The organism is Spirabiliibacterium mucosae (assembly GCF_014884965.1).
GTDB lineage: Bacteria > Pseudomonadota > Gammaproteobacteria > Enterobacterales > Pasteurellaceae > Spirabiliibacterium > Spirabiliibacterium mucosae.
The window spans coordinates 60,316-85,092 of the sequence record NZ_JABTBO010000005.1; the positions used below are offsets into that span (position 1 = coordinate 60,316).

29 protein-coding genes are annotated in these 24,777 nt (G+C 50.2%); 18 read left to right on the forward strand and 11 right to left on the reverse strand.

What is annotated here, in order from left to right; genetic code table 11:
* Nucleotides 1–37: 37 nt before the first annotated feature.
* The 9 genes from HPC37_RS02810 to HPC37_RS02850 all read right to left on the reverse strand — a co-directional run bounded on the left by HPC37_RS02810 (nt 38) and on the right by HPC37_RS02850 (nt 10,203).
* Nucleotides 38–553, reverse strand: coding sequence for a hypothetical protein (locus HPC37_RS02810; RefSeq protein WP_208121712.1), 516 nt, complete (start codon nt 551–553; stop codon nt 38–40).
* Nucleotides 553–1,245 (reverse strand): hypothetical protein, encoded by a 693-nt coding sequence (locus tag HPC37_RS02815; RefSeq protein ID WP_208121713.1) that lies wholly within the window; start codon nt 1,243–1,245, stop codon nt 553–555. The genes HPC37_RS02810 and HPC37_RS02815 overlap by 1 nt, the downstream gene beginning before the upstream one ends.
* A gap of 8 nt (nt 1,246–1,253) precedes the next feature.
* Complete coding sequence (locus tag HPC37_RS02820; RefSeq protein ID WP_208121714.1) at nt 1,254–1,892, reverse strand: hypothetical protein; 639 nt, start codon at nt 1,890–1,892, stop codon at nt 1,254–1,256.
* Complete coding sequence (locus HPC37_RS02825; RefSeq protein ID WP_208121715.1) at nt 1,892–2,518, reverse strand: phage adaptor protein; 627 nt, start codon at nt 2,516–2,518, stop codon at nt 1,892–1,894. The genes HPC37_RS02820 and HPC37_RS02825 overlap by 1 nt, the downstream gene beginning before the upstream one ends.
* 57 nt (nt 2,519–2,575) lie before the next feature.
* Complete coding sequence (locus HPC37_RS02830; RefSeq protein ID WP_208121716.1) at nt 2,576–3,751, reverse strand: phage capsid family protein; 1,176 nt, start codon at nt 3,749–3,751, stop codon at nt 2,576–2,578.
* Between the two features lie 204 nt (nt 3,752–3,955).
* On the reverse strand, nt 3,956–5,005 hold the full coding sequence (locus tag HPC37_RS02835) for a hypothetical protein (RefSeq protein ID WP_208121717.1): 1,050 nt from the start codon (nt 5,003–5,005) through the stop codon (nt 3,956–3,958).
* Nucleotides 5,005–7,140: a portal protein gene (locus HPC37_RS02840; RefSeq protein ID WP_208121718.1), complete on the reverse strand. Its 2,136-nt coding sequence runs from the start codon at nt 7,138–7,140 to the stop codon at nt 5,005–5,007. Before HPC37_RS02840 ends, HPC37_RS02835 begins: the two co-directional genes overlap by 1 nt.
* A 14-nt stretch (nt 7,141–7,154) precedes the next feature.
* Nucleotides 7,155–9,548, reverse strand: coding sequence for a phage terminase large subunit (gene terL, locus HPC37_RS02845; RefSeq protein WP_208121719.1), 2,394 nt, complete (start codon nt 9,546–9,548; stop codon nt 7,155–7,157).
* 157 nt (nt 9,549–9,705) lie between these two features.
* Nucleotides 9,706–10,203: a hypothetical protein gene (locus HPC37_RS02850; RefSeq protein ID WP_208121720.1), complete on the reverse strand. Its 498-nt coding sequence runs from the start codon at nt 10,201–10,203 to the stop codon at nt 9,706–9,708.
* Between the two features lie 269 nt (nt 10,204–10,472).
* Here HPC37_RS02850 and HPC37_RS02855 point away from each other — a divergent pair, with 269 nt between their 5' ends.
* Nucleotides 10,473–11,450 carry a RelA/SpoT domain-containing protein gene (locus tag HPC37_RS02855; protein WP_208121721.1) on the forward strand — a complete coding sequence of 326 codons (978 nt, stop codon included), beginning with the start codon at nt 10,473–10,475 and terminating at the stop codon, nt 11,448–11,450.
* Here HPC37_RS02855 and HPC37_RS02860 read toward each other — a convergent pair.
* Nucleotides 11,447–11,794, reverse strand: coding sequence for a hypothetical protein (locus HPC37_RS02860; protein ID WP_208121722.1), 348 nt, complete (start codon nt 11,792–11,794; stop codon nt 11,447–11,449). The genes HPC37_RS02855 and HPC37_RS02860 overlap by 4 nt on opposite strands.
* A gap of 1,503 nt (nt 11,795–13,297) precedes the next feature.
* Between HPC37_RS02860 and HPC37_RS11050 the strand changes: the two genes are divergently transcribed.
* The 3 genes from HPC37_RS11050 to HPC37_RS02870 are packed head-to-tail and all read left to right on the forward strand — an operon-like array spanning nt 13,298 to nt 14,992.
* The gene (locus HPC37_RS11050) at nt 13,298–13,420 is read left to right on the forward strand and encodes a hypothetical protein (protein ID WP_282435387.1); all 123 of its coding nucleotides are present in this window, start codon (nt 13,298–13,300) and stop codon (nt 13,418–13,420) included.
* Complete coding sequence (locus HPC37_RS02865) at nt 13,417–13,620, forward strand: hypothetical protein (protein WP_208121723.1); 204 nt, start codon at nt 13,417–13,419, stop codon at nt 13,618–13,620. The genes HPC37_RS11050 and HPC37_RS02865 overlap by 4 nt, the downstream gene beginning before the upstream one ends.
* Complete coding sequence (locus HPC37_RS02870; RefSeq protein WP_208121724.1) at nt 13,610–14,992, forward strand: hypothetical protein; 1,383 nt, start codon at nt 13,610–13,612, stop codon at nt 14,990–14,992. The genes HPC37_RS02865 and HPC37_RS02870 overlap by 11 nt, the downstream gene beginning before the upstream one ends.
* 485 nt (nt 14,993–15,477) lie before the next feature.
* On the opposite strand, the gene HPC37_RS02875 is transcribed toward HPC37_RS02870, so the two are convergent.
* Nucleotides 15,478–15,654 carry a hypothetical protein gene (locus HPC37_RS02875; RefSeq protein ID WP_208121725.1) on the reverse strand — a complete coding sequence of 59 codons (177 nt, stop codon included), beginning with the start codon at nt 15,652–15,654 and terminating at the stop codon, nt 15,478–15,480.
* A 497-nt stretch (nt 15,655–16,151) separates the two neighbouring features.
* Between HPC37_RS02875 and HPC37_RS11165 the strand changes: the two genes are divergently transcribed.
* The 14 genes from HPC37_RS11165 to HPC37_RS02945 all read left to right on the forward strand — a co-directional run bounded on the left by HPC37_RS11165 (nt 16,152) and on the right by HPC37_RS02945 (nt 24,717).
* Nucleotides 16,152–16,622, forward strand: coding sequence for a helix-turn-helix domain-containing protein (locus HPC37_RS11165; RefSeq protein ID WP_208121726.1), 471 nt, complete (start codon nt 16,152–16,154; stop codon nt 16,620–16,622).
* Between the two features lie 227 nt (nt 16,623–16,849).
* Nucleotides 16,850–16,996 (forward strand): hypothetical protein, encoded by a 147-nt coding sequence (locus HPC37_RS02885; protein ID WP_208121727.1) that lies wholly within the window; start codon nt 16,850–16,852, stop codon nt 16,994–16,996.
* A 528-nt stretch (nt 16,997–17,524) separates the two neighbouring features.
* On the forward strand, nt 17,525–17,824 hold the full coding sequence (locus HPC37_RS02890; RefSeq protein ID WP_208121728.1) for a hypothetical protein: 300 nt from the start codon (nt 17,525–17,527) through the stop codon (nt 17,822–17,824).
* Nucleotides 17,825–18,191: 367 nt separating this feature from the next.
* Nucleotides 18,192–18,416: a hypothetical protein gene (locus tag HPC37_RS02895; RefSeq protein ID WP_208121729.1), complete on the forward strand. Its 225-nt coding sequence runs from the start codon at nt 18,192–18,194 to the stop codon at nt 18,414–18,416.
* A gap of 223 nt (nt 18,417–18,639) precedes the next feature.
* A complete protein-coding gene (locus HPC37_RS02900; RefSeq protein ID WP_208121730.1) occupies nt 18,640–19,014 on the forward strand; it encodes a hypothetical protein in 375 nt (124 codons plus the stop codon).
* Nucleotides 19,011–19,265 carry a hypothetical protein gene (locus tag HPC37_RS02905; protein WP_208121731.1) on the forward strand — a complete coding sequence of 85 codons (255 nt, stop codon included), beginning with the start codon at nt 19,011–19,013 and terminating at the stop codon, nt 19,263–19,265. Before HPC37_RS02900 ends, HPC37_RS02905 begins: the two co-directional genes overlap by 4 nt.
* Before the next feature lie 83 nt (nt 19,266–19,348).
* On the forward strand, nt 19,349–19,681 hold the full coding sequence (locus tag HPC37_RS02910; RefSeq protein WP_208121732.1) for a hypothetical protein: 333 nt from the start codon (nt 19,349–19,351) through the stop codon (nt 19,679–19,681).
* 1 nt (nt 19,682) lies between these two features.
* Nucleotides 19,683–20,147 carry a hypothetical protein gene (locus HPC37_RS02915; RefSeq protein ID WP_208121733.1) on the forward strand — a complete coding sequence of 155 codons (465 nt, stop codon included), beginning with the start codon at nt 19,683–19,685 and terminating at the stop codon, nt 20,145–20,147.
* Between the two features lie 2 nt (nt 20,148–20,149).
* Entirely contained in the window at nt 20,150–20,572 is a 423-nt protein-coding gene (locus tag HPC37_RS02920; RefSeq protein ID WP_208121734.1) for a nucleoside triphosphate pyrophosphohydrolase family protein, read from the forward strand.
* A 358-nt stretch (nt 20,573–20,930) separates the two neighbouring features.
* A complete protein-coding gene (locus tag HPC37_RS02925) occupies nt 20,931–21,149 on the forward strand; it encodes a hypothetical protein (protein WP_208121735.1) in 219 nt (72 codons plus the stop codon).
* Nucleotides 21,146–21,820, forward strand: coding sequence for a hypothetical protein (locus HPC37_RS02930; RefSeq protein WP_208121736.1), 675 nt, complete (start codon nt 21,146–21,148; stop codon nt 21,818–21,820). The genes HPC37_RS02925 and HPC37_RS02930 overlap by 4 nt, the downstream gene beginning before the upstream one ends.
* 3 nt (nt 21,821–21,823) lie before the next feature.
* The gene (locus HPC37_RS02935) at nt 21,824–22,282 is read left to right on the forward strand and encodes a hypothetical protein (RefSeq protein ID WP_208121737.1); all 459 of its coding nucleotides are present in this window, start codon (nt 21,824–21,826) and stop codon (nt 22,280–22,282) included.
* A 460-nt stretch (nt 22,283–22,742) separates the two neighbouring features.
* The gene (locus HPC37_RS02940; protein WP_208121738.1) at nt 22,743–23,105 is read left to right on the forward strand and encodes a DUF669 domain-containing protein; all 363 of its coding nucleotides are present in this window, start codon (nt 22,743–22,745) and stop codon (nt 23,103–23,105) included.
* A gap of 316 nt (nt 23,106–23,421) precedes the next feature.
* Nucleotides 23,422–24,717 carry a DNA-directed DNA polymerase I gene (locus HPC37_RS02945; protein ID WP_208121739.1) on the forward strand — a complete coding sequence of 432 codons (1,296 nt, stop codon included), beginning with the start codon at nt 23,422–23,424 and terminating at the stop codon, nt 24,715–24,717.
* Nucleotides 24,718–24,777 lie beyond the last annotated feature (60 nt).

Genomic DNA, 24,777 nt, shown 5'->3' on the forward strand with positions numbered 1-24,777 from the left:
ACACCCGCACCCATAGAACGTGGGTAAAACCGCAGGGCTACAAAAAGCCAGCGAGCAAACGAACACCGAGACCGGCGATACTACCTAATGCGCCGTACTTAGCTTGTTTATTAGCGTGGTATTGGGCGTCTTTCTGCATACGACGCTGCGCTTCGTTTTGCGCGATACCGCCGAGCGTAGCTGCTGAGCCTTTTTTCATTGCGTTGGTCTGCGCAACAAGACGGTTCAGCGCACCAGTGTTAGCTTCATATTGGTCAACACGGGCAGTGTTCATGTTGGCGGTGTTGCTCGCTGCCGCATTAACGCTGTTTAGCGAGTTCATCGCCAGACGCTGTGATGGCGTTAGGTATGTCTGAGCGCGAGACATTTGACGTTGATTGACTGACCCGTCGATGCCTAACGCTGTGCGTTGCATTTGTCGTTTAGCCGCATCAACCAACCGTGTAGAGTTGGTATCTTGTGCCTCATACCCCATCAGCTGCTGTAGGTAAGGTTTTATCACGGCCCAGTCCGCCTTGTAATTCTGTGCAAGAGTGTCGTCTAATCCGGACATTATTTACCACCCCCTCGGAGCTTATATAATTCATTGAACGCATTGGATACGTCTCCTGGGCGAGACCCAGTGGGGAGGCCCCACAAACCGCCGGTACCCAATTTTTGTTTCTCCAGTTCCTTCTTGCGTTGATATTGGTCGAGCCCGATACCGCCAGCGGCCGTTACAAGCGACATAGTCGCACCGTACTTCATCGCTTTATGCGCAGCTTCATTAGTCGCCTTCTGGATAGCTTCTTCACTCTGGAGACTAGCCTGGCTTAAAAGCCCACCGGCCGCATCGCTCGCCTGCCCATTAAGTGAGCTCAGTGCTGAGTCCGTACGCTCAGTGCGGTTTTTATCTGCAAGCCCATACGCTTTGATGATCGCTGTGTTTCGTGCGTTAGCGAGCGCAGAAGCTGAGGTTGACGCCTGGAACGGATTAGCGTTACCGATGTACTGATTGCCCATCGCTTTCATCGAGTCAGCGTTCGCACGGCCTGCAAGTTGTGCTGACAGGTCACGTCGCGACTCAGAAACGTAGCGTGGAAGATATTGTTTATTGAACCCTGCTGCCAACTGGTAGCGCGCGCTTTCAATAGCCTGAGAGGCTTTCTCGCTTTCAGGTTTTTTGTATGCCTGACCGCCGCCACCACCGCCGCCCATGCCAAACAAGCGGCCGACAGACTTCCCGATTTTGCTAAAAAAACTCACTCAACCCCCTACCAAGAAAACGCGCATACGCGATCTGAAGGCATATCATTCACCTGTCCTTTACGTAGCAGCTCAACGATTAGCTGGTCGTAGTTAGCCAGGTGGTGTCCTGCAAGTTTAAAGTCGGTCCAAGGCCTGTTTGGCATAATGTAAAGCTCATACAGTACGAGCTCGCGCACTACACGAATAAACAGGTTACTGTCACGCGGAACAGGACAACTGGTCGCTTCGAGCGTAGGCGCAAAGGTATACGATACGCTCGCTTCGACAGCGCTGTCTGCGTCGCGCGGACCGATATTGAAGAACTGCAAGACAGATTCCCGTCCGTCGTCGGAGTATTTCTCTATGAGACAACAGCACGGATGGGTGGCTGAGACTATGCGACGTCGGTCGATAAACGGGACTGTCTTGCCGTTAATTTTTGCAGATAATGCCTCGATGACTTCGCGGTCGTCATCAAGGTCAAAATGAAAAGTGTCGTGGTCATCAAGCTCCGCCGTCAGAGAGCCCGCCAATGTTTTTGTTTCCGCGGCGACACGCGACACGCACATTGGAATGACTTGAATCACGACGTGTTCTGGGATACCCCCAGTAAACAGAGCTAACTGGTCGGCCAGCTCTGTGTAGTCGAGGTCAGCCACTGCCATTACATATTCCCTTTGGTATCAATCGCTTCGGTTTTCACGCCAATCTTGTCGTAGAACGAGCGACGGAAGTAGTCAGAGCGCCCCAAGTCGTTGGTATACTCGGCGTGTTTCAAGTACGCTCGGTACAACAAGTAGTCGACAATAGCCGGCGCAAACCAATCTTCCACCTCAATTTTTTCAGTTTTCGAGGTCGCTTTTTTAGGCGATTTCGCAACGACAATGTCGAGTTGGTGATCACCGCCGCTCACTGACGGGTATACCCAGAACACTTTCGGCGTACGCTCGTCGTATGCGTAGTAACGCGGCTCTGTGCCAGTGGTTTTATGCCAATCAAGATGCTGTTCGTCGAGGATCTTGCGGTCAATCGGGCGGATTGCGTGCCCTGAACTGGTGTTACGCACAACCTCGATAAGCTTGTTAGCGTCATCAGGTAGGTCTTGTTTAGAGCCCGCTTTGATGGTAACTGTACGGTAGTCTGCCCCTGCATCTGTGCGAGCAGCAGACAAGGCCAACATACACTCGTTAAACCAAGAAAGCCACTCGCTTTCAGGCCATTGAATAAAATCAACATCCTGGGCGGTGACTTTAGCTCGGTCGATTACCTCTGATATTAAAATCTGAGCCATTTAATCCCCTCTCGGTTGAAGGGGCACGGTTAAGCGCCCCTAGCCCCACATCGTTGCTTAGATGGCGGTATCGACCGCGATTACGCCAAAGTCTTGTGGTTTACCAGAGACTTTATCCTGCCAAACTGGTTTCTTCATACCGAAGATACGGCCGTAAGAGATACCGTTTTGGTTTCCGTAGTCGAAGGTTTCTTCTTCCCAAGAACCGCCACCGACGTCTGCGAAAGCAAGTGCTTGAGCGCCGCAGAACAGCGCGCGCTGGCCTTCAACGTTACCGTCAGTGCCCCATTTGCGGCCCTCCTCGGTCTTATTCGCTCCGGACGGTTTGGTACCAGCAGTCGCAGTGCGGGTGTTGAACACATGGTGGTATTGGTGGATGTATACGCCATCAACCAACAGAGTATCGCTGCCCGCAAACAGCTCATTACCACTACCACGAACGCCTGCGTGACGTGCGTTCGCCATGAAGTCGTCGTCAAGTTTCAACTGCGCCATACCAGCTGGAGTTACAAACATGTGGTACTTGTCGTTATTCGCACCAACGCCGCGGATATAGTTATCGCGTGCGTAAGCCTTCAAGTTGACAATGTGTTTGTAAGTGAGTTTGTCGCCTGCTGCAACTTTGGTAATATCGCCTGTGTCAAAGTCACCGTTCGCTTTTACGCGCAACCAACGCGCATCGGTCGGAGCAGTAACATCCGTGGCAAACGCCAAGTCTTTTAGCAAGTAGCCAGTAGTACCAGGGGCATGGCCCAGTTTAACGCGCTTAGCACCTGTGTTAGCAACCTCGTACTTAATACCAGACAGGGTCAAGAACGCCAGCTGGTCGATGCGGTCAGCCAACCAGTATGCAAGCTGGTCTTTCGCGTTTTTACGGAACGCAATAACAGAACGTTGGTCTGCCATTTTACCTTTGCTACGGACGGCGTGACGCAATTGGTCGACCTTAACGATTTGGTCGTACGCTTTCATTGCTTCTTCGTTGCCTTCCAAAGTGTAGTCGTCGGTCACACCATCACCGATTAAGTCAGCAAGTAAGTGGATAACAACTTGGTCTCCAGCAGCAGTTTTGGTTAAGCTGGTTAAGTGCTGAATCATCGCGTCAGAGCCTGTGCCCATGAACTTATTGATGAACATTTTAGCTCGGGCTTGTTTCCAAACATCTAAGTCCCAAACTTTTTTCTGGTTGGTAAGTAACTTACCAAAGTTAGTTAAGTTATCGCCTGCGGCCATAAAACAGATTTCCTCAGAATAGAAAATGAAATTACGAGTTTTCTTTTTCCGTTACGTGGAAAGTACGAGTGATAAGGTATACGCGCTGCTTAGAAGTGCAGGGGGACTTACGCGTGACGTGCGCTAAACGAATTGGGTTAATTATAACCTACAATGGGTATAATGTAAATAAAAAGCCCCATTTTTAGGGGCTTTAAGTGATTATTAAGCAAAATCGCCACGGAGTCGAGCGACCTCTTTAGGGTCTAACGCGTCAAACTCCTCTTGTGTGAGTGAGAACACGTCGATTTCTGGCTTTTTGCCGCCGGTTTCTCCGCCGACGCGCGGAGGTGCTTTGGCCGCCTGCTCCATTTTCGCTTTCACATTCGGCGCTTTAGCCGCGGGTTTAGCAGTTTTCTCCGCCTCGGCATTAATGCCAGTGAAGCCGTATCGTGCGGCGATCAACTCAGCCGCCTCGATAATTGCCTCACCCGCGCTAGCGCCGGTTGCAATCAGCCCGTCGCGGACACGTAGCACCTCGTTGAATGCTCCCTCGTCGAACGCTTCGCTGGTGTCGTTAAACGCGTCGTAGGTTTCAATAACCAAATCAGCCGCGCGCTGCGCCTCACTAACAGCTTCTCGAGCCTTGTAAGTCTCTTCTGCTTCACGGGTGGCCTGCTCATAGGCGCGTTTTACCGCCTCACGGGCCGATGCTGCCGCCGTAGTGTTCGCCACGTCCGACATCATCTCTGCAAAGATGGCTGACGCTTGCTCTTGGTTTCCGTCCAGCATCGCTGCTGACATCGCTTCGAACTTCTTGGGGTCTACCTTGTAGTCAACATTAACCGACAAGTCTGAGAAATCACGCTCGCCCGATTCAGCACGCATACGCTCAAGCTCTGCTTCAACCGCTTTACGCTTCTCTATCTCCTTCTTGAGGCGGTCATACGGGACGCGTTTCTGCGGCTTCTCGCTCTTCGGCTTATCGTCGGCAGGCACGGCGTCTTCACCATCAGTTTCGGTCTTATCAGATTCTGGTTCTGTCGGCTCTGTTTCCGCTGCTTCCGTTTCTCCCTCCGGAGCTTTCTCATCATCCGGTTGTACTGGCTCTGGCTCATTCTCTCCCGCGCCCGATACCTCAGCACTGGGATTATAGTCATCACCGCGGTCTGTACCTACGTCCTCATACTCGTAGTCAGCCCCTGTGCCAGTAAAAGCGGTCTCGTCGAACTCTTCAACCGGAAGTTGACCCATTAAAATATCTTGCTTAGACATTAAATTTCTCCTTTAAATGTTTGCGGAAGGTTTTGGTGGTAGTGACGTACTAACTCTTTGCGGTAATCGCCTTGCTGACGCAGCATCTCACTGGTCAACTTAGCAGTAGTTTGTCGTTGTGACTGAATCTCACGGTTCTGAGCAGACAACTGCGCCAAAGCCACGCGGGCTTTAAGCACGTCTTCCGCCATTTCACGTTTAGCAGTAAGCTCAGCCAATTTAGCCCCAGCCTCGGTGTAACCGTCGAGCGTTTGCGCTTTCGCATTTTGCAGGGCTGCGCGCGCTTGATATTCAGCAATCTCAGCGTCCAGTTTAGCCACTTCTTTCGTTGCTTGTTCAAGCTGCAACTGCATTTGGTATGTCTGCATTTGCTCTTCTTCAGGGGATAATTCACCGAAGCCCTGAACCTTGGCCACCATGCCGGCGATCTCCATGCGCTTAGGCAGGTTCGAGTGCTGAATAACGATGTGGTCAGGGATTGCCACGCCTGCTTCACGCATACTGATGGCTTCTGAGAAAATAGTCTCGTCCACACTGTCGCGTGACGGTTGTAGACCGATAACGATGTCGTACTTACCTTTAGTGATGTCAGCGGGGATAGAGCCGTCCTCGTCTGGCACGTTAATCGCGTGCTCAACCTGCGGCTGCTCAGGGTCCTCATAGTCCGTGATGTGGAAAATACGGGTCTCAGTATAGAACTTCTGAACCAACTCGAGGATTTTACGGGCCAACATACGGCGTGTGTGGTTCGCATTCTTACTCGGAATAGTCAGCTGAACCTGGCCTGCTTCACGGCGTTGCGTGATAGCCACACCTGACACGTCAGCACGGTCCATACCCATGATTGACTCGTTTACGCCCGAAATCTGACGGATAGACATCATCGCTTTCTGGCTGATGTTGTGGATACCAGTCGGAATCTGGTTCGGTTGTACCTTACCCGGCGGCTCATAGCCCTTTTTGTATTCGAGCACGATACCGGTCTTCGAGCCTGACGCGGCTAACTCATCAGGGGTCATGTTAACCAGTGAGTTTTCCTCGATAATCCAGCCGCTGTTCGCTGTGGTGTTGACGATGTGCAACTCTTGCGACGAAATCTTGTTAAACAGTTCTTGTGGACCGACGAGGTTTGTCACCATACCCTGCGGATTTCCGCGACGAAAATACGGGAAGTATGGTACGATGGTGAAGCTGTCATACAGCGACCAGTCGTCGTACAGCACTGTTTTGACAGCGGTGATGGTGGTACGGACCGCCTTTTTAGTTATCTCCCTAAGCTGAACTCGTGGGTCCATTGCCACCATCGCCACCAACTTCTCGGGGTCAGCCATCATTTTCTCTGGCACATCTTTCACGTCGCCGGTAACGAGGTCAACAAACTGTTTAACCTTGCGCATGCGATAATACTGGCGCTCGATTACACGGACACGCTTAATGTCCTTCTCGTCAAGCGTCGCGCCGTCATCCTGTTCTATGTCTGACTTGCCACCATACGTGCGCTTAGCGAGCTCTACGGCGTCTTTATTCAACGCCATGCTGTCCGCGTATGACAACCGTAGCTGCTTAGCCTTATCGGCCCCGTACTGCGCTTCTATGTCTTCTAGCGTCATAAACCGGGTAACAAACACTTCAGACCATGTTGTAGGGTCAGCGTCTTTTGCCATCGGGTCAGGAATAACGTCTAACGGGTCCTCTGCCACGATCTTAACGTCGCCAAGCACGTTCTCGCTGAAATCAATGCGAACATCGAAGTAGCCGCGGTCGAGAATCAAGCCGTCAGCCACAACTGCCTGCTCAACACGCTCAAGGTCATTCTGCTGAGCGATGTGCTGGTAGACATAGTTCAGGTCTTTAGCGGCCTGCTCATTAGCCCCTCGCGCTGGTTTAAACTGCACGTCAGCTTGCGATTTAGCCATCTCACCGAGTGCCGCGTTGATTGTCCCTTTAATGAGGTTCAACGTAAGCGCCGGTCGCCCCTGCGACTCCAGTGCCTTGCGGTCGTTCTCGTTCCACTGGTCGCCGAGGTACATAGCGTCGTTTTTCATAGCCTGCTCGATGTACTGGCGGTGTTTCATATCACGCGCCCGCTCGTACCGCGCCCAGTTGTCCTCAGCGATAGTGCGTTCTGTCGCCATTGTATCTCCTTAAATTATGAAGCCATGTGGCTCAAGCCCTGTCTCTGGCTCGTAGCTCGTAGTCTGTCACGCCATGATTTTTTAGGCGGCGGTCGTTTCTCACGCTCCGGTGCGAGCATGAGTATCATCTGCCCAATCCACGCCAGGGCGTCCACCTGGTCATCGTGTTTACCGCTCGGAAATGCCAACATCTCGTTCTGCATCTCATGGAACCACGGTGCTGAGGCCGGAAAATGTACGCGCCCCTGCTCCATACGGCCCTGAATCGGCCGAGCACGGGTCTGTTTGTCGTTACCGCGTGTCTTAAGCTTGATGTAATTGAATTTCTGCCGGCTCTCGTTGATGCGGCTGATGATGAACGGCTCGAGGGTCATAGAAATCTGTCCGTCCTCTATGCCCTGCAAGACAGGGTTGTAAACACGCTGGCACTCAAAGAACTTGTCGATGAGCTCATTCGCCGCCCAACGACCGTAATAGCGGTGCAGCACCCAGATGTCATTGTCCCGGTCGATGCCAACCACCACACCACAGGTGAAGTCGTTCGATGTTTTCTGGCCGATAGCCAAGTCCCATGCCGCGTAGACACGCAGCGTGCTCATGTCGGGCGCTTTCTCGTAGGTGCGGAAATATTCTTTTTTAAAGTAGTCACCGTCGGCGGATACTGGGTTCTGCTGATACAGCGCCTCCCAGTCGCGCGGGATAAGTGTACGGCGTATGCGGTTCAGCGCCTCAATAGGATAACGAGCGGGGTGCAGTGCCTCACCAGCCTTACGGAACTGCTCGTCGTGGGTGGCAACTGCTGGGTACTTAACCACTTCCCACCGGTCAGCGTCAGATGGCCACTCGCCCGTTTCTGCCATCTCCTGCTCTGCTTCCTTCATCTGTTCAAGCAGCCAGCCACCTAAATCATCGGAATGCCACCTTGTGTGGATAATGAGGATGCCACCGCCCGGTGCAAGACGGGTGTACAGTGTAGACGAGTACCAGTCTTTAATCGCTTGTCGAGTGACCTCACTCTCTGCGCTCTCACGATCTTTCAACGGGTCGTCGATAATAGCACAGTTATGCACCAACAGCCCGTCAGCAAAGAAACACTGCGTGCGTTCTACCTGGATGTCATAGACGATAGTAGCGCTATCTAGTGTGTAAGCCTCGGCGCCAGTAACATATTCCCCAAGGCCAGAGTCATTTACGAGTAAATATCCGTTGTCAAGCCGCCATGCTGGGGTCCAGAGTCTAGGACGTCGTTGGGTAAAAAACCGGTGGTCAGGCGTGCATCGTATAACCTTGCCGTTGTCAGTTGATACCATACATAGCTGGCGGGTAAGAGACGACTGAGTAGCCACCACTTGCTGGGGCTCTCTACGGTCGTATTCCGTATCGTATGACAACACCGTGTCACCAGGTACGACCTTCTCTATCGGCTTACGCGTACCGTCCGCCATAGTGACCAGCGTCCCTGCTGGAAAACAGTGCGCGCCACGCCCTGTGATAGGCCCCTGCACACCAGCTGCCACATAGCCGCCGCCGGCGGAGGTATTCCACCGTTCAGCCGATTGTGAGCTTTCGTCCATGCGGGTCGGGAAGATGTTGTGATAACGCTCGTCCTGCACCAGCCCACGCACTTTACGTGAGAAATCCATCGCCAGTGCGGCGTTATATGAACACGCGATCACGTCGTGGTGCGGGTAGTGGCCCAGATGCCACGCAGGGAATGTTTTCGAGGCAATCTCCGAATTGTGCGTTGCAATTTGCGTTCTGCCCGCGCAGTATAGCCCGTCGGATGACTCGACCTGAATACAGTTACCAACCTCACCGTTAGGCAGCTGCACAACCCCGTCAATAAACGTGAAATCACCACCGTTTACCATGACCCGAGGGGTCTCCGTAAGACCGAGCGCGAACAGCTCAATTGTCCTAATAGTCATCTCGTGACCGCCAAACCAAACAACCCACTCATGGTTAGCGTGGCAGCGGATGTTGTCACCATTGCCGAAGTAGACCACATAATCTGACGGTGTTTTCTCGCTCACTGCTACAACACGCGTAGGCTTGCCGCTCGGGTGAAACACGTGGTCGCCGACACGCAGCTCACCATGGGTTTTCCACCCATCAACAGTCAGGATAGGAGTGCTGTCTGCTAGCTGTTTTCCCGAACGCGGTGGCAAGAACAACATCAGTCGTGGCGACTTACCCTCGGCCACGTCACGTGAGAACTTCTCTAACCGACGACAGATGTCAGCGTGAACCCAGCCCGGCTCATACTTATCGTTAAAATACATAACGAACGGCAGTAGATTTCGCCGGGCTGCTTCACGTCGGGCAAGCTCTTTTTTAGCCTCTTGCTCAGCATTGAACTCTTCCTCAAGCTCTCTGCGCACGCGCTCTTTCTCGGCGTTAATACGCATTTCTAACTCAAGGCGTTCTTTCTCAGCTTTCGGGTCTTTAATCTGGGTGGGTTTAGCGGATAACGTAGGTCGGTCCAGTGAAGCACAAACGTGACAAACCCCGTCCTCGAAGAGGTCGCGGGGGCGAGACTGCATACATTCTGGGCATACAGCGGTTTTAGTCACTTACGGTGTAATCCTCAGGGTCAAGGTTGTAGGTCATACCAGTAAGTTTTTGGAGTTCTTGGTCGGACATACTCTCCAGTTGCTTACGGTTGGTTATCTCCACCTGTTTCTTCTCAGGAGCTGCTAACCCCCAGAGCTTCACCATACTATCCGTGGCTTTAATCTTCTCCGTACTGTTGGCCGACCCATTGTACGCATCGAGGTACATCATGTGGGCGTCAGCACGAGAAAACTCAATCTCTAATCCTGCGTTGATAGCCTTCTCGCGGATTTGTTCGCGGTAGTAGATGATCGCTTGGTCAATCTGGGGTTTACGGTCGTGAAGTGCTCTGATTTCCGCTGCGGTTGAAGGCAAACCTGCATGTTTAGCTGCTGCGGTAGGCGTTAACCCCCGAAGTCTAAAGCGGACATACCGCTCTTCTTTCGGGGTCAGATTAATGCCTAATAGCGGGTAGTCAACCCGCATCTCTTGCACTGTCAGTTCGTCCATACGGCGAATGATACCACCAGATTATAACCAAATCAATTGAAAACGGTTATAATGAGCAGTGTGATAGCTCTGCTTTTTAGCATTTTTATGCCTTTAAAACAACAAAGCACCACATCTCGCCAAAATACGTGGTGCTTTTCTTTTATAGCCAAACAGGGTATAATCACATCCGACGGCGCAACCGTCGCCAATTTTGATCGGAACTCCACCCCCTTGCGGGGTGGTTTTCTGTTATACTGGCCTTGTTCAATCTAGCTACGGGATATGTTATGTCACTCTCGAAAAAACAAATCTCACGTGCAGGCGATGAGCTGCGTCGGACAGACCCGCCCGCTGCTGAGCAGCATACGGCTATGAGTGTGCTCGGGCAGTGGCGCGCTGAACACCAACCCGCGATGAAGTCAGTCCGTGACGCGCTAGATACGCGCTGTTCCCACATCCGTAAACGCTACCTTATTGCCCAGCGGCTTAAGCGTACACCGTCTATCGTTCGTAAGTTACGGCGTTTTAGCGGCATGCAAATGGCGCGCATGCAAGATATCGCTGGGGTGCGGGTTATATTCCCTAAAATCCATGATGTGTACGCCCTGTTTAGCACTATCCAGAGCGGCTTCCCTCATGAGCTGGTACACCCCGCCCACGACTATATCGATCAACCGAAGGCTGACGGCTATCGTAGTATCCATCAGGTTGTCCGGCACTCATCTGGCTACTGCGTAGAGATACAAATACGCACAGAACTCGAGCATGCGTGGGCGACAGCTGTTGAGGTGATGGGCACAATAGAAAATCAATCTATCAAGACGGGTGAAGGGTCTGAAGGTGTACGTCGATTTTTTGTCCTCGCGTCTGCGTTATTCGCTAAAGTAGAGGATACGCCACTACCACCAGATTGTGGGGGCGATATAGCTGCTGAGCTGAAAGAGCTAGATGCTAAACTACACATCTTGTCTCGTCTTGCAGGGGTAACTACTATGGTAGAGGGTCAAGGCGGGCGTGAAAAAGGCGGATATTATGTCATCGCACTCTCGGGCGAAGAGTCCAGCATTACGCATTTCACCGAGAAACAGTTCGACCGTGCACAAGCGATGTACACCGCGCTCGAAGAAAGCTCAAGTGCTGACGAGGACGTGGTTTTAGTGTCAGCAGGCTCATTACACGACGTTAAGCAGGCCTACCCAAACTACTTCCTCGACACCAAGAAGTTCATTAACAGCGTACAAAGACGTACAAGGGTTAGAGCTTAGTGTAGCTCTAACCCCTCAACCTCACGATACCAGTCCAGCGCTTCCTGAATACTGCGCCTAGCCTCTTTCGACGGGCAATCTACGTAATATGGCGTACCGAAAAACTGGGTGTTTGCCAGTTTAATCGCGTCTCTACGTCGAATGAGCTCAGCATCTAGCTCCATCGGGGTCATTGAGGCTAGCCGTTTACCGTCCTCGTACATAGCTTGGTCGATTTCTTCTTGCTCGAAGTGAGTTTGCTCTCGCTCCTCAAGCATACGATCTGCTTCTGTTGTTACATCTAAGACTCCGTCGCCGTCATCTGACGCGGCGACGATGTCGTTTAAGTCTTTTTGCTTTTTCATATAGCGTCCTATATTATAATATACTACTGCCCTGTCGGCGGAGTAACCCTCGGAGCTAAGTCTCTCGCGCAATAATCGACGGCACGGGAGAATATAGATGGGTCTATATACATCTCGCCTGACCGGTATGCATTAGATATAATAAACCCCCATCTTGCTTTAATACCCAAGCACTGACAAAAAGGTTTTATGTATTTGGTACCAACCCCTTGTTTATAGGCCTCTTTCTCGCATTCGACTGCCAAAGTACTACCAGATAGCATATTTTCGGCGACAGCGACGCGTCGAGCGCTATGGTCCAAGAAATTAGCGTGCCAAGAAACCTTTACAGCAACTAATGCCATGACTGAACCAACCGTCAAAATAGATAAAATTAATATACGGGGGGTTATAAGTTTTTCATTCTTACCACTCATGTGATGGGACTCCTACAAATTTTCAGGGCATACGAGTTTCTCAGCGCCAAACTCCGGACCTAAATAACCGCGGGCAAACTCACATGCCTTTAGTAAACGCCTGTAATTGCTCGGGGTGTTCATCATATCAGCGAACCACTCAGTTTTTTGTTTCGGGTCGTTAGGCTTACAGTGGGCGGCATACGTATCATACTGCCTTAAAGGGGCGTCTCTAATCGGATTCATGCAGCTAGAGTACTCATGTATCGCGTCTGTAACCTCAAAGGCTATATCACTGTCCATCTTAAACTCGTGGCTTTTTTGCATATATTCAGTAACCGAAAAATACACGGATACACCAGTGGTACACGTTAAATAAAAGCCAAAACTCGACGCTTAGCGTTGATATTCATAGTAAGCCCACTAAATTAATAACAGCCGTATTTATTACATGAGTAGTTGAATGAGTTGCCGTTAGAATCGGTACCGCTGATGTATCTGGTATCACCAAAGGTCTGTATGGTTTCATTCCAACTGTTGCCGTCCGCAGATGTCCCGTCGACGTATGTGGTATTACCGTAAGTCTGATAGGTGCTAGACCAGCTAGACCCAGTATTATAGTTATGCCCATCAACATATGTGGTATTGCCATACCGCTGAACATCGTATGTATTACCGTTATCATCCCAGCAAGTAGTAAATACACCTGACTGTGAACAAGCCGAATACGCCGACGTAGACACAACTAAGAATAGTGCAGCAAGCATTGATTTTTTCATTGTGGCCCCTCAAGTCAAAAACACGAAAAAAGACGGCTTACCACGCGTAAGTCGTCCGATAAACGCCGATCCCCTGGCGAGAATCGGCCTAGGGCAAATTTTATAAAAATTTTTTCAGAAAAACTATTACGCAGATCACATTTTCGACGGCCATTTTTAAATCGCAAAATTGAAAACGGCCTACGGTTCTATGACGAAAAATATTTGTTCTTATGTGTGTGCGTTTTGCACAGACCCCCGGTTGTTCGAATCGGGTTTATGGGAGCAAAAATCAAAAATAGGTTTTTGAACCTACCTTAACAATTCTTTTTATCTATGGAGATAACACTATGAACGACTTGCTTATGAAACTATCAGCGACAGCGGTTGCTGCTGTCATCATCACCATCGTCTATTACACACCACGTGTAATGGCTTATCTACTCATCGCACAAACAGGAGGTGCACAATGAAACAACAAGACATTCGTTTAATGGCTGACGACAGCCGGTTCGTTCGTATCGAAGAGATCGAGACCAGCGAAAACTACGGCTGTCTCTACTACAACGACATGGAAGACACCTCAACACCGTGGTGGGAACAAGGGGTCTATGTCGACTTCGAAGACATTATCGCCCGCGAACGCGGCGAGGAGGAAGACTATGACTTCTAAAAATGAAAAGGTCTCAATGGCAGCAACCACTGAGACCGCAGCAGTAACCCTACCTATCCAATCATCTAAATTAGGAGATACCACTATGAAAACTTTAGCTCAAGCAATCGCAACTGTCAACAACTATGCAACCCAAGGCGCAATCAGTGAGAACACCCGCCACAACTCTCTCACTCGTGAAGAGAAGATGGCCATCGCAACCGCGCTCAAGGAGGCGTACAAACTCAGAGCCCGCAAAGGCTGGGCAAACAGCGCAGCACAAAGCAGCGCTGACTGCCCATATCAACTCGTAAAAAGCGCTGTGTACCGTGTGCTGAACAACAGCCTGCGGACGGAGTACGAAAGCATCTTGTTCGAGGGCCTCACTGATGACGACATTGTCGAACTGTACATGAATGACGAGATGCCGGCTGGCTTCGATGCTGCGTTCGACTACGCGCAAACCGAATGCGAGAAACTCGAGTGGTTCTACACCCAGCTCTCTGCGGTCATCTACGGTCGCAACCCTGGTGAGTTCGCGCTCAATGCACCGACAATCCGCTATCAACTCTACCCTGACCATACAGGTGACGCGCCCCGCGTTGACGTAGGGCAAATCGGCTCTAAGGAAGACATCGACCCAGCGGGCATCACTCAGCCTCGTGTATGGAGCATTGTGAAAGACCAACTCAACGGTGTAATTAACACGCCAAAAGGCAGCGCGATCAAAGCATGGCGGCGTCTTAACGCTGAAATCTCACAGAATCAGCACGCGTTCAATCCAGAAGTCGTCACAGAGGAAGTGCTGCTTGGTGGTACCCGCTACCAAGTGCGAACACAAGGCTGGGCAACATACTCAACCGAGTGGCTCGAACGCACAATCTGGCAACAAGAGAACCCGGTTGAATGGGACGCTGAGGGTCGTGTGATGACTGCGCAACCATACGCCTACGACGTGCGCGATTTGGGCGACAGCTTGAAAGCATACCGTGAGCGTGAGGCTAACATTGAGGTGCAAATTGCTGTTCGTGATGCGTTAGAGCCTATCATCACTAAGCTGGCAAGCGGTATAAGCTTCAGCGATGTGCGGCGGGCTGATGAAGCGCGGAAGGCACAAAAAGTCGACATAGACGCAGTCTGGTTCGTCGGTCCGAAAGAACTTTGCTCTCAAGCGTTCGAAATCACCGAGTTTGTAGAAGATAAAGAGTCTGGCGTTCCAGTACCTGTGGCTCGCACAATCTACGCTGAAACATTCAACCGTCACGATATTGAGGCGATCAACACCTTCCTGAGCGCCCGAGCTCTGCATAACAGCAAAGAGCGCCTGGTCGACCAAGAGAAAGAACGCGAAATCTACTCTGCTCGCGCTCTCGAGCAATTACTGGAAATGTAATACACACGGCGGGGCTTCGGCTCCGCCTGTTTTTATCAGCGCATTCACGAGTATGCTAATAAAAACAAACCCGCCACAAAGGCGGGCTACTGGTAACGCGTTTTTAAGTCACCACAACTCGTAAATAATACGTCCCAGTGGCCTTATTATACCCTGTTAAACCCCTAATAGCCAGGGGTAGTGGACCAAAAAGGGCAAACCCAAGACCACCGAGCCTAGAACAACAGGTTAAGAACCCACCCGAGAAAGCAAACGAACACCACTAAACGGCACACAATCCCGAGACCCACAAACACAGGGCGAACGGACGATTGCTCATCAAGCGAATAACCAATAGCACCAAAAACAAACATCAAAACAACCGCGGCAATCCAAAAGGTATAAAAGTCCATAAAGCACCACAACGAAATAATAAATCTGCTAAATAATAAAATAAAAATAAACACGGGGCAAGCAAGGAGGAATAAGGTGCCCGTGCTCAACGGTCAACGGGCCAACAAATGAAGAACAGCGAGCACCAGAGCCACAAACAACAACCACCAACCAAATGGCTCAATGGTTCGTGTGGTACCGTCGGACATATCAAAGACAATTTCGAAGCCGATAAAACGGTCAAAGATGAACCAGACTACGGTGAAAAGGGTTGAAAACAGTAACAGCATAACACCTCGTCAAAGCAGGAAAGAGCCCAGCACAATGGACGCGATGAGCAGGTAGCAAATGATGAAAAGATACATTAGTCCCATGGCGCAACAATAACGTATGGAGCAGCCTTGTTCAAGGGGCATTTAACAACGGACAAATGAAGAAATGTCAGTAAACGAATTGTCAACGACAACTTGCCAGGTTTACAAAAGTTAGTGTGAAAATTTGCCCCCAACCCGTGTAAAAAAGTGACAAAAAGTGACGCGAGTTACAAATGAAATAATCACTATAGTTACTATAATATTGGGCAATGGAAAAACGGTTAAAATTACAGCAAAATTGCCAACAAATCTTCACGGGTTTCACACTAACTTTTTTTAGTGTGAAACGTCCAGCCCTTGCCCCCCCAAGGCCTCTTCACGAGTTTCACGAGTTTCACACTAAGTTTGTCGCTTAGTAACGAAAAACTAATTTTTGGATTTTTATTTTTAAAATAATTAACAGCAAACTTAGTGTGAAACTTGTGAAACCTGGCAATGTAAAGATTTTCCGTTCAAAAAATAAACACAACTGTAAAGAGAACAACCCGGTGATAGACCCAGAAATCAGAGAAAAAGCCATCAAAATGCACGTAAACGGAATGAAAGCGAAAGAGATTGCCGAGCAACTAGGCGTAAAACTAAAAACAGTACAGCCCTGGCTGAGCTCAAAACGTTTTATGCTCAAGGACCGGAATGGTATCACCCGAGGACAAAAGCTCCAAGCATTGGAACGTGCTAAAGAAGTGGGCGTGGTACAGGCGGCCAAAGAGCTCGGAGTAAGCAAAACAGCGCTCTATAACTGGCGAGCAGCCTACGAGATGCACGGCGACACCCCACCAGAAACACCGACGGTGCACACACAACGCACTGTGCTTAAACAGATTAACCAACGCCTTGAGAACATCGAGGCAATGATACAACAACTGATGGAGAAAAAGCTATGAGTTTCAGAAATCCGCTAAACGGTTATTACTCGGAAGAAGCAAAACGTGAGATAGCGCAGTATGCATGGGACCACGGAGTAGCAAAAGCCATAGACCGCTGTGTATATGTGGCGAAACCGATACAAACCGTCTGAAATGGTAAAAGAGTTACGTGATGAACTCGCCGCGTTAAAAACCGAACTTGCAACAATGAAAGCCCGAATCAAAGAACTAGAGGAGATTTTACCATGAACGAACAAGCAACCCTAACCCGCTCACTCGATGAACTCACACCTTTCTTCGTGCGTGACGAGGACGAAATCCTCGCGATGATCGCCAATGACTACCGAGACACCAATGATGATGTTGATTGGGAGGATTTAATAGGTCAATAACCATTGATAGGAATAAACATATAGTAATTATAACTAAAATGGTTATAATTACCTCAACCAACAGACCGCAGGACTAACCACCCTGCGGTTATCATTACCCCAAACGGAGACCAAAACACCTATGATCCCAGTATTCCACCGGCACTTAGCTGTCACAAACGCAGCTGTGCCTAACCTCGACCTATACCATATTGCCGACCACGCGGTACGGCGGATAAAAGACTTCGAGACACCGTTAACAAGAGACCGTGTGTACACATTCTTTGTGCCGTACTGCGAGCATCTTCTCTCGGTACGGCTGGACAGCTACAACCACCGCTTATTCAGCACCGACATCAGTATAACAACCGCACACGGCACGGTGCATACACGGGTGTACCACGCACCCCAGCGCATGAACGGCGGAAACAGTGAAGCCGTTGAGCCACTTTAACCCAGGAGGACAACAAAATGTTACACAGACTAATTGCTGCGCTGCACAGAGCGCTTATATGCACTAAGCCCATCCCCGCTAAAGCGATACCCGGGATGAAGCAGAAGGTTGATTTAGAACGGCGGCTCAATGACATGGAAGACACGAGCGACATCATCGACCTTTTAAACACAAAAATACGCGATGCGATAGATAACACAGACCGAGAATACGCACGCGTAACCACCATAAAAGACGCTCATGTCATTCAAAGTGTGGCCGAGCGTTTTCAAGAAGCTGGATACCGTGTTACAACGCACTACGGTGGCACGGGCAAAAAATCAGCCATCGTCGTTCGGTGGGCACGTGAGGAAGTAGGTAGAACGGCTCAACGTCCACACAAACTCACCACTTAGCACTTATTACGGAGAACAACGAAATGTTACGAAATTTTCTCGACCGAGTCATGCACACGCTAATCCCGTTCACCCGCCCGTTACCCATCACCTCGTTACCGAAACACGGCCGGAAAGTCCGAGAAGAACGGTATGTAGACGCGTTGGCAGACGTACATATGATTACGATAGACATAAACCGAGAATTAATTGACGCCGCGGCGAGTTACAAGAAACAAGTGACCGTGCGTTATATAGACGAAGACGACTACGTCCCAGAAACAGTAGCTCAAATGATTGTCGACCGTTTTCGCAAGGCTGGCTACACCGTTTCAGTAACGCACAGTGAGGACGCCACAACATTCAACATATCGTGGGAGGACCCGAAATGAAATACGTCATCACAGTGCCAAATAAGCACAAACGGAGGCTAGCCACCCTCGAACGCCAACTTAAAAGCCCAGAGGCTTTCCACGCATGGGCTCACGATAATGGAGATGTCGACCTAGGTATCCTGCCGATCGATGCCTTCGAGGACCTGTTCAACAAAGGGTGTATTGCCCCGAGCCCGTCACGCATCGCCCTAAAATTCATCGACATTGGAGACGAATAACAATTATGTACGAACTACAACCATGCTATAACCCGCATCGGAAGGCTCTCGACCTCATAAAAGACCTAAGTTGCGCAGACATAGACGCAGTGAGCGATGAAGCTAACGACCGAATTACCCGGGCATTGCTACGAGAAATATCCGATATTGCGGAGCGCGCATTGGCAACCGACCAGCCAATGAACCCTGGAGTGCTTAAATAACTATCAACTGGAGACGAATTATGTTTTTTAAATTCTGGAAAAAACGAGAACAGCCGAACGAACAACCGGACGCCGAAGAATGCGCGCTGCCGTGGTACAACCGGCCGATACCGACCTCTTCGTTGCACGATCTCAAACAAAAACTGGAGGCCGAGCGGCGTGAAGAGGAGGACAAGTTAGTAGTAACGATAACACAAATGCTAAACGACAGGATTCGCGCGGCGCTACGGGATGGGCAAGGACCGTACCAGGTCTCATTGTACCCAACTGATACGCCAGAAAAAATTCTGCTGCGTGTGGCCCAGAGGTACAAAAACGCCGGCTACAACGCTGAAGTAAAAACCCACGAGAACGGTTGCACAGACCTAATCATCAGCTGGAGCGACAATAAATGACAGACATCATATCAGCTGAACAGGCGCTCAAACAAGCACGTAGAGCGTCGGTTAGAAACCACATAAACGAAATAAACGACCTGATAGAGAACGCGAGCGACATAGGCGCTATGAAAGTGCATTACAGCGGGATTAGCCACATGGCTCAAGAACGGGTTGACACGATAAAAGAAATACTCCGCGAGGCGGGCTACACAGTATCCGACACTGATGAGTACGCCATCGCGATTGAGATACGCTGGGGGGATTGATGGCGATACCTGGTGACTATTTCACATTCATACCGAACCACCGGTGGCACTTACCACCATTTAAAGAAATGGAGACAAAGACTATGACAAGAGAACACGTTAAAGAACTAGGCGGGCAAACCGCCCCACAAGTATGCCTACGGGCCAACACGGGCGTGCTGGCATCGCTCGTGCCCGCATCGGAAGCGCTTAAACAATCACAACGCATAACAGACCTCGTGAATATCCACATTGAGCGCTTAAACAATCTCATTATCGAAGCGTGTCGCCTCGCCCACACAGATGTCGATTATATTTTAGACGATATGGAGGCTGATGACGTAATGGACCCATTAACCGACGTCGCCATATCTTGCGGGTACCGCGTAACCGTATTGCCAGGCAACGCATTCACAGTCAGCTGGGGAGATGAATAGAATGAACGAGAAACAATTTAATTTAATCAACGCACTTAAAGGCAATGCAGTAAAACTAAAGAGTGGCGAGAAAGCCTACGTCATGTTTGCCACACGCGGTACAGGAGCAGCTGGCTTTACCCCTAAACCTAATCCGCGCGTCATCGAGTGGGCGTTCGACGGAAAATCAAAGGACAGCGACCCACTCAACGACATTATTGCCATGTGGGAAGAGTCAGCACCGGCTAAACAAGCGATGGCGTATGTAGCCTTATTTTCGGTGAGCGATTTCGACCGCGAGGATATCGACCAGCTGCCGTCTAAAGCCGCATCTATTCGCGATTTCATCAAGATGGCCGATGAAAAAGTCAAAAGCGTTTCATTTTTCGACGTTTATACGCTAAGCGATTTCGAAAACGCTGCAAATGATGGAGAAATCGACTTCGATGACTTGTGGCTTAAAGTTTTTTACGTGGAGGAAAACTAGCAATGACCGACATCACACCAATCCTTGACTGGTTCCGCAAAGCGGTACCGAACCCGACGGCGGCCAACGTAACGACCCAGATTGGTTGCCATTTTGAAGAAGTTGACGAGATGTTTGAGGCGATTGGTATTACACCGACCAATATCTCTGTGGTCTCCGACTTTCTCAAAAATGCAGACGAAGGGTATTCAAACAAAATCATCACAGACATCGACCGCACCGCCCTCTTAGACAGTCTGTGCGACCAGATCGTCACCGCAATCGGCGTTGCTTATATGCTCGGCCTCGACATCCAAGGCGCATTGAACGAGGTCAACGCCTCAAACTGGAGCAAATTCGAGAACGGTGGGCCCGTATTCCACCCTAACGGCAAGATTGCCAAAGGTAAAAACTACTTTGAACCGAAATTGGAGCCGTTTGTATGACGACATTACCAACCACCCGACAGCTGATTGATGACTTAACAGCTTTCGGACTGACTAAACGGGCGATCGCAAGGCACCTCGGCACAACCGCTGCGTATCTAGCCCACATCTACTCGGGCAAACGAACGTTTAGACATCAGACTTACGAAAAGCTTTACGCCTTAAGGGAGAAGTGCTGTGGAGACACTACCCTCACCTCAGCAGATGATTCTTGACCTGAAGAAAGCGGGGTACAGTCAGAACTGGATTGCCCTAGAGAGCGAAACAGATGACGGCACTATCCACCGTTATCTTCGACGGACCCCCGAATGGTTCGACATCTACAACCGCTTATACATAACATGGAGACAACACAAAGATGACCAACGACCACCTAGACGATTACAACGATATTGATGACAACAATCTCCGCGCGCTGCTTAACGAGGCTGAACATAACCTCGAGCACGCTAAGAGTGAACAAAAACTCGCGTACACACGTGGCCTAATCCGCGCAGCGCTGATGTACACAACGTCCGACCCAGACACCGCCGCTGACGGTATCGCAACACTTATTCATAAGGAGTACACCAAATGATCGAAATTAATGAACAATTCTTACGTGATGCACTAGCCAACGGCACCGCGCTCAAAACACGTAACGGTGAGAAAGTTAAGCTTATCCATATCACAAATCGAGATACACCACGGCCCGTGGTCGGATATATCGGTGACTGCGAGCTACCATCCACGTGGACCTCCTCTGGTGGCGGCGACATCACCCCCGGTGATGACATCGTAGGCGCGTGGGAAGAACCCTCACCAGCCACTGGCGTAACCTACGGCTTCGTATTTGATGCATTCTTGAACGATAAACCGGTAAAAACCCGAGATGGGCGTAAAGCTCGCGTTACATGCCTAGATAAAGACGCCATCTGCTATCCATTTTTAGGTTATGTAGGAGACGACCGCTGTACTTGGTGTGATAACGGACGCTTCGAAGAGGAAGACGTAGAACACGGCCTCGACATCATCGGTCCGTGGGAAGAAAAGCCCGTTGAGTTCACCTACGACATGCTACTCGACGCCTTCAAAAACGACCGAGCATTAAGAACGCGTGGAGGAAATGAAGTGCGTATCATACAAGTAGACCGCGGCGAAATACCGTTCCAGTGCGATAACGGTGTATGGTACGCGCAAACTGGCGCTGCGTGTATTTATACTTGGACCACCGAAAACGACCTCGTAGGTTATTGGGAGGACGAATAACCCATGAACAAAGAACAATTTTTCGACGCCTTGATGAACAACAAACGACTAGTTACTCGTGACGGACGACGAGTCGAACTGGCCTCGTATGACAACCAAGCGGCCAAGCCGTTCACTGGTTTCGTTGACTTTGGCGACCGTGAAGTCGTTCATTCGTGGATGTCGAACGGCCACATAATCAGCGATGAAGAAAAGCACGACTTCGACATCGTAGGCTTTTATGTCGATCCACCCGCATTGACCACCGAGCAGATGTTCGATGCGTTGATGAATCGCAAAGCACTACGCACTCGTACAGGGCTGAAAGTAACTCTGATAGGTGCGACCGCTGGGCATCGCACATTTTCATTCAGCGGTAGACTGCAAGACTTGAGTAATTTCGACATCTGGCCCGACGCAGGCTGGTATGCAGACAAGGACACCCCATCAAAACGAGACATTATCGGTTACTGGGAGGACTAATGCAGGCATTAACGCTCATTGTAGACGACGTGCTAATCGCCAACGTAGCACCCAGCCCGGCTGACCCGTCGAACGCGGTGTTAAATCTAAAAGTTCCGGTTAACACACTGACAGTGAAGGAAAGCCCAGAGCGTATCCGGCGCATGCTCGGAATTACATCGGGTCTTTCTGAATACTTTGTTCCGCCTGGCACGGAGGCAGAACAGCAAGACACGAGCGTGTCTTGACAACAAATCCGTGAGACCGAGAAGGGCAAACCCACAGGTGCAGACGGATGTAAGTCCGTCCTCACCAACCACAGGTGCAGACGGGGCAACCCGTCGCACCGCTAAACGGAGACCGAAATGACACTAGGCTACACATACCACCAGTTTAGACCACGGCGGTGCTAGGCCCCGCCTGACATACAGACCGATTTTTATAAACGAACCCAATGTACAACCACGACCAAGGATACAAAATGAAACCATTTAACCGCAATAACTTACAAACCGTTCTCGTTCCAGAGGGCGAATACAACGCCACCATCGAATTTGCTCAAGAACGCGTATCACGCAACGGCAACAACTACGTTTCAGTAGGGTTACGTTTATCTCCGTCGAACCGCATTGTCTGGCGTAATCTCCACGTGGATGGCGACGTCAACTCGTATGCAACCCAGCGCTCACACGAAGAGATGGCACGCCTAATGACAGCGACCGGCTATAACGAGGACGTGCTGCACACACCAGAAGATTTACTTACAGGGGCGGAGTTCCCAATCGCTATCACCCACTACCGCACACGCGATGGCCGTGTTCAAGAAGAGGTGCACTATGTTTAACGGACGAAAACCTCGTCGGCAAGCTTACGTTAAAATCGACCTCGAACTACTCCGAAAACGGCTCGACGATTTAGCTGCGCCAGTAACCCTCGGCCGATGGTTCGCTACTCGGGACAAGGTGAACCAGAAAAACATCACCTATCGGCTGAGTAACATTACAAGCGGAAAAGAGAACCTCACTCGTGAGTTTACCTACCGCTTAATCGCCATCTTCGGGAATATCTATAAAAAAACCGAGAACCATTGTTAAAGCCGATTATCGACCAGCTTCAAGCGGCTTATGACAATGCTCAAACTGGGGCACGGAGACCATAAAATGACCGACCAAGGAATGACCCACGTTGTGCTGGACGTTGAGACTTACTTCGACAACGACTACTCGCTTCGAAAGATGACGATGACTGAATACATCAATCACCCAGAGTTTAAATTACAGTCGATTGCGATCAAAATTAACGACCAGCCGACACAATATTTCGACACTGAGCACCTCGACCTCGCCATTCAGGTACTTAAAGCACAGAAAAACTGGGCGATGATCGCGCATAACACCGCGTTCGACGCCGCTGTGCTTAACTGGCATTACGGCATTAAGCCTGATTTTTACGTCGATACGATGTCAATGTCCCGTGGCTTCTGGCCGACCGAGTCAGCGTCGCTTGACAACATGACAAAACGTCTCTTCCCGAACGACGCAGCCATGCGCAAGGGTAAAGAGCTCGTGAATTTCCTCGGCGTTAAGGACCTAACACCAGAACAACACGCCGTGATGAAAGGTTACAACATTCAGGATGTCGACTTAACCTATGCCAGTTACCACAAAATGCGCGATGAGTTCGGATACCCTGACTCCGAGATGTACCAGATTCACATGGTAATCCGTATGTACGCCGAGCCGATGTTCTATATCGACCGACCGCTACTCGAGAAAGCCATCGAAGATGATACCGCTGAGCGCGAGCAAGCGCTCGATACAGCGACGGAGTTCATTAAGCGCACATTGGCTCAACTTCCAAAAGAGAAACGCCAGGCGTTCGATTTACCGCTGGATAATAAGCTGCTTAGCAGCAACCAACGTTACGCTCGCCTACTTGAAGAAGTTTTTGGGCTCAAACCGCCACGCAAAGAGAACGCTAAGGGTCAAATCACCTGGGCATTCTCGAAAAAAGACGTGCCATACATCGAATTTCAGAATGATTACCCTGAATTACAGGTTATCTACGCCGCACGGGAGCTTGCAAAGAGTACGATCGGCATTTCTCGCGCGGAAACTATGCTCCGCTGCTCGGCTGCAACAGGCTACTTACCAGTACCGCTGCGCTATTACGGTGCGATCACCGGACGCATGTCGGGTTGCTTAGCTGCCAACGCAAAAATCCGTGTTCTTGAGCCACAAACAGGCCGAGAGCTAGAGATTGAACTGGGCGCATTGCGCAACACAGACCTTGTCTGGGACGGAGAAGAGTACGTCCAGCACGGCGGGTTACAGTTTTCTGGTATTAAAGAAGTCACAACCGACCCAAAAAGCCAGCTATCAGCAACACCTGACCACCTTGTGTTAAACCCTGTCACAAATGAGTGGCAAGACTTTGGAGATTATATCAATGGTTGATTTATCGAAACTTAAAGTAGGCGATTACGTCCGTTTCCGAAGAGACGATACAAAACATCG

Excerpts from the sequence above, each read along its gene's own strand:
- HPC37_RS02810 (WP_208121712.1), bottom strand. The coding sequence starts at position 553 with ATGTCCGGATTAGACGACACTCTTGCACAGAATTACAAGGCGGACTGG.
- HPC37_RS02820 (WP_208121714.1), bottom strand. The coding sequence starts at position 1,892 with ATGGCAGTGGCTGACCTCGACTACACAGAGCTGGCCGACCAGTTAGCT.
- HPC37_RS02825 (WP_208121715.1), bottom strand. The coding sequence starts at position 2,518 with ATGGCTCAGATTTTAATATCAGAGGTAATCGACCGAGCTAAAGTCACC.
- HPC37_RS02830 (WP_208121716.1), bottom strand. The coding sequence starts at position 3,751 with ATGGCCGCAGGCGATAACTTAACTAACTTTGGTAAGTTACTTACCAAC.
- HPC37_RS02835 (WP_208121717.1), bottom strand. The coding sequence starts at position 5,005 with ATGTCTAAGCAAGATATTTTAATGGGTCAACTTCCGGTTGAAGAGTTC.
- HPC37_RS02840 (WP_208121718.1), bottom strand. The coding sequence starts at position 7,140 with ATGGCGACAGAACGCACTATCGCTGAGGACAACTGGGCGCGGTACGAG.
- terL (WP_208121719.1), bottom strand. The coding sequence starts at position 9,548 with ATGCGTATTAACGCCGAGAAAGAGCGCGTGCGCAGAGAGCTTGAGGAA.
- HPC37_RS02850 (WP_208121720.1), bottom strand. The coding sequence starts at position 10,203 with ATGGACGAACTGACAGTGCAAGAGATGCGGGTTGACTACCCGCTATTA.
- HPC37_RS02855 (WP_208121721.1), top strand. The coding sequence starts at position 10,473 with ATGTCACTCTCGAAAAAACAAATCTCACGTGCAGGCGATGAGCTGCGT.
- HPC37_RS02860 (WP_208121722.1), bottom strand. The coding sequence starts at position 11,794 with ATGAAAAAGCAAAAAGACTTAAACGACATCGTCGCCGCGTCAGATGAC.
- HPC37_RS11050 (WP_282435387.1), top strand. The coding sequence starts at position 13,298 with ATGAACGACTTGCTTATGAAACTATCAGCGACAGCGGTTGCTGCTGTC.
- HPC37_RS02865 (WP_208121723.1), top strand. The coding sequence starts at position 13,417 with ATGAAACAACAAGACATTCGTTTAATGGCTGACGACAGCCGGTTCGTT.
- HPC37_RS02870 (WP_208121724.1), top strand. The coding sequence starts at position 13,610 with ATGACTTCTAAAAATGAAAAGGTCTCAATGGCAGCAACCACTGAGACC.
- HPC37_RS02875 (WP_208121725.1), bottom strand. The coding sequence starts at position 15,654 with ATGCTGTTACTGTTTTCAACCCTTTTCACCGTAGTCTGGTTCATCTTT.
- HPC37_RS02885 (WP_208121727.1), top strand. The coding sequence starts at position 16,850 with ATGAACGAACAAGCAACCCTAACCCGCTCACTCGATGAACTCACACCT.
- HPC37_RS02890 (WP_208121728.1), top strand. The coding sequence starts at position 17,525 with ATGAAGCAGAAGGTTGATTTAGAACGGCGGCTCAATGACATGGAAGAC.
- HPC37_RS02895 (WP_208121729.1), top strand. The coding sequence starts at position 18,192 with ATGAAATACGTCATCACAGTGCCAAATAAGCACAAACGGAGGCTAGCC.
- HPC37_RS02900 (WP_208121730.1), top strand. The coding sequence starts at position 18,640 with ATGTTTTTTAAATTCTGGAAAAAACGAGAACAGCCGAACGAACAACCG.
- HPC37_RS02905 (WP_208121731.1), top strand. The coding sequence starts at position 19,011 with ATGACAGACATCATATCAGCTGAACAGGCGCTCAAACAAGCACGTAGA.
- HPC37_RS02910 (WP_208121732.1), top strand. The coding sequence starts at position 19,349 with ATGACAAGAGAACACGTTAAAGAACTAGGCGGGCAAACCGCCCCACAA.
- HPC37_RS02915 (WP_208121733.1), top strand. The coding sequence starts at position 19,683 with ATGAACGAGAAACAATTTAATTTAATCAACGCACTTAAAGGCAATGCA.
- HPC37_RS02920 (WP_208121734.1), top strand. The coding sequence starts at position 20,150 with ATGACCGACATCACACCAATCCTTGACTGGTTCCGCAAAGCGGTACCG.
- HPC37_RS02925 (WP_208121735.1), top strand. The coding sequence starts at position 20,931 with ATGACCAACGACCACCTAGACGATTACAACGATATTGATGACAACAAT.
- HPC37_RS02930 (WP_208121736.1), top strand. The coding sequence starts at position 21,146 with ATGATCGAAATTAATGAACAATTCTTACGTGATGCACTAGCCAACGGC.
- HPC37_RS02935 (WP_208121737.1), top strand. The coding sequence starts at position 21,824 with ATGAACAAAGAACAATTTTTCGACGCCTTGATGAACAACAAACGACTA.
- HPC37_RS02940 (WP_208121738.1), top strand. The coding sequence starts at position 22,743 with ATGAAACCATTTAACCGCAATAACTTACAAACCGTTCTCGTTCCAGAG.
- HPC37_RS02945 (WP_208121739.1), top strand. The coding sequence starts at position 23,422 with ATGACCGACCAAGGAATGACCCACGTTGTGCTGGACGTTGAGACTTAC.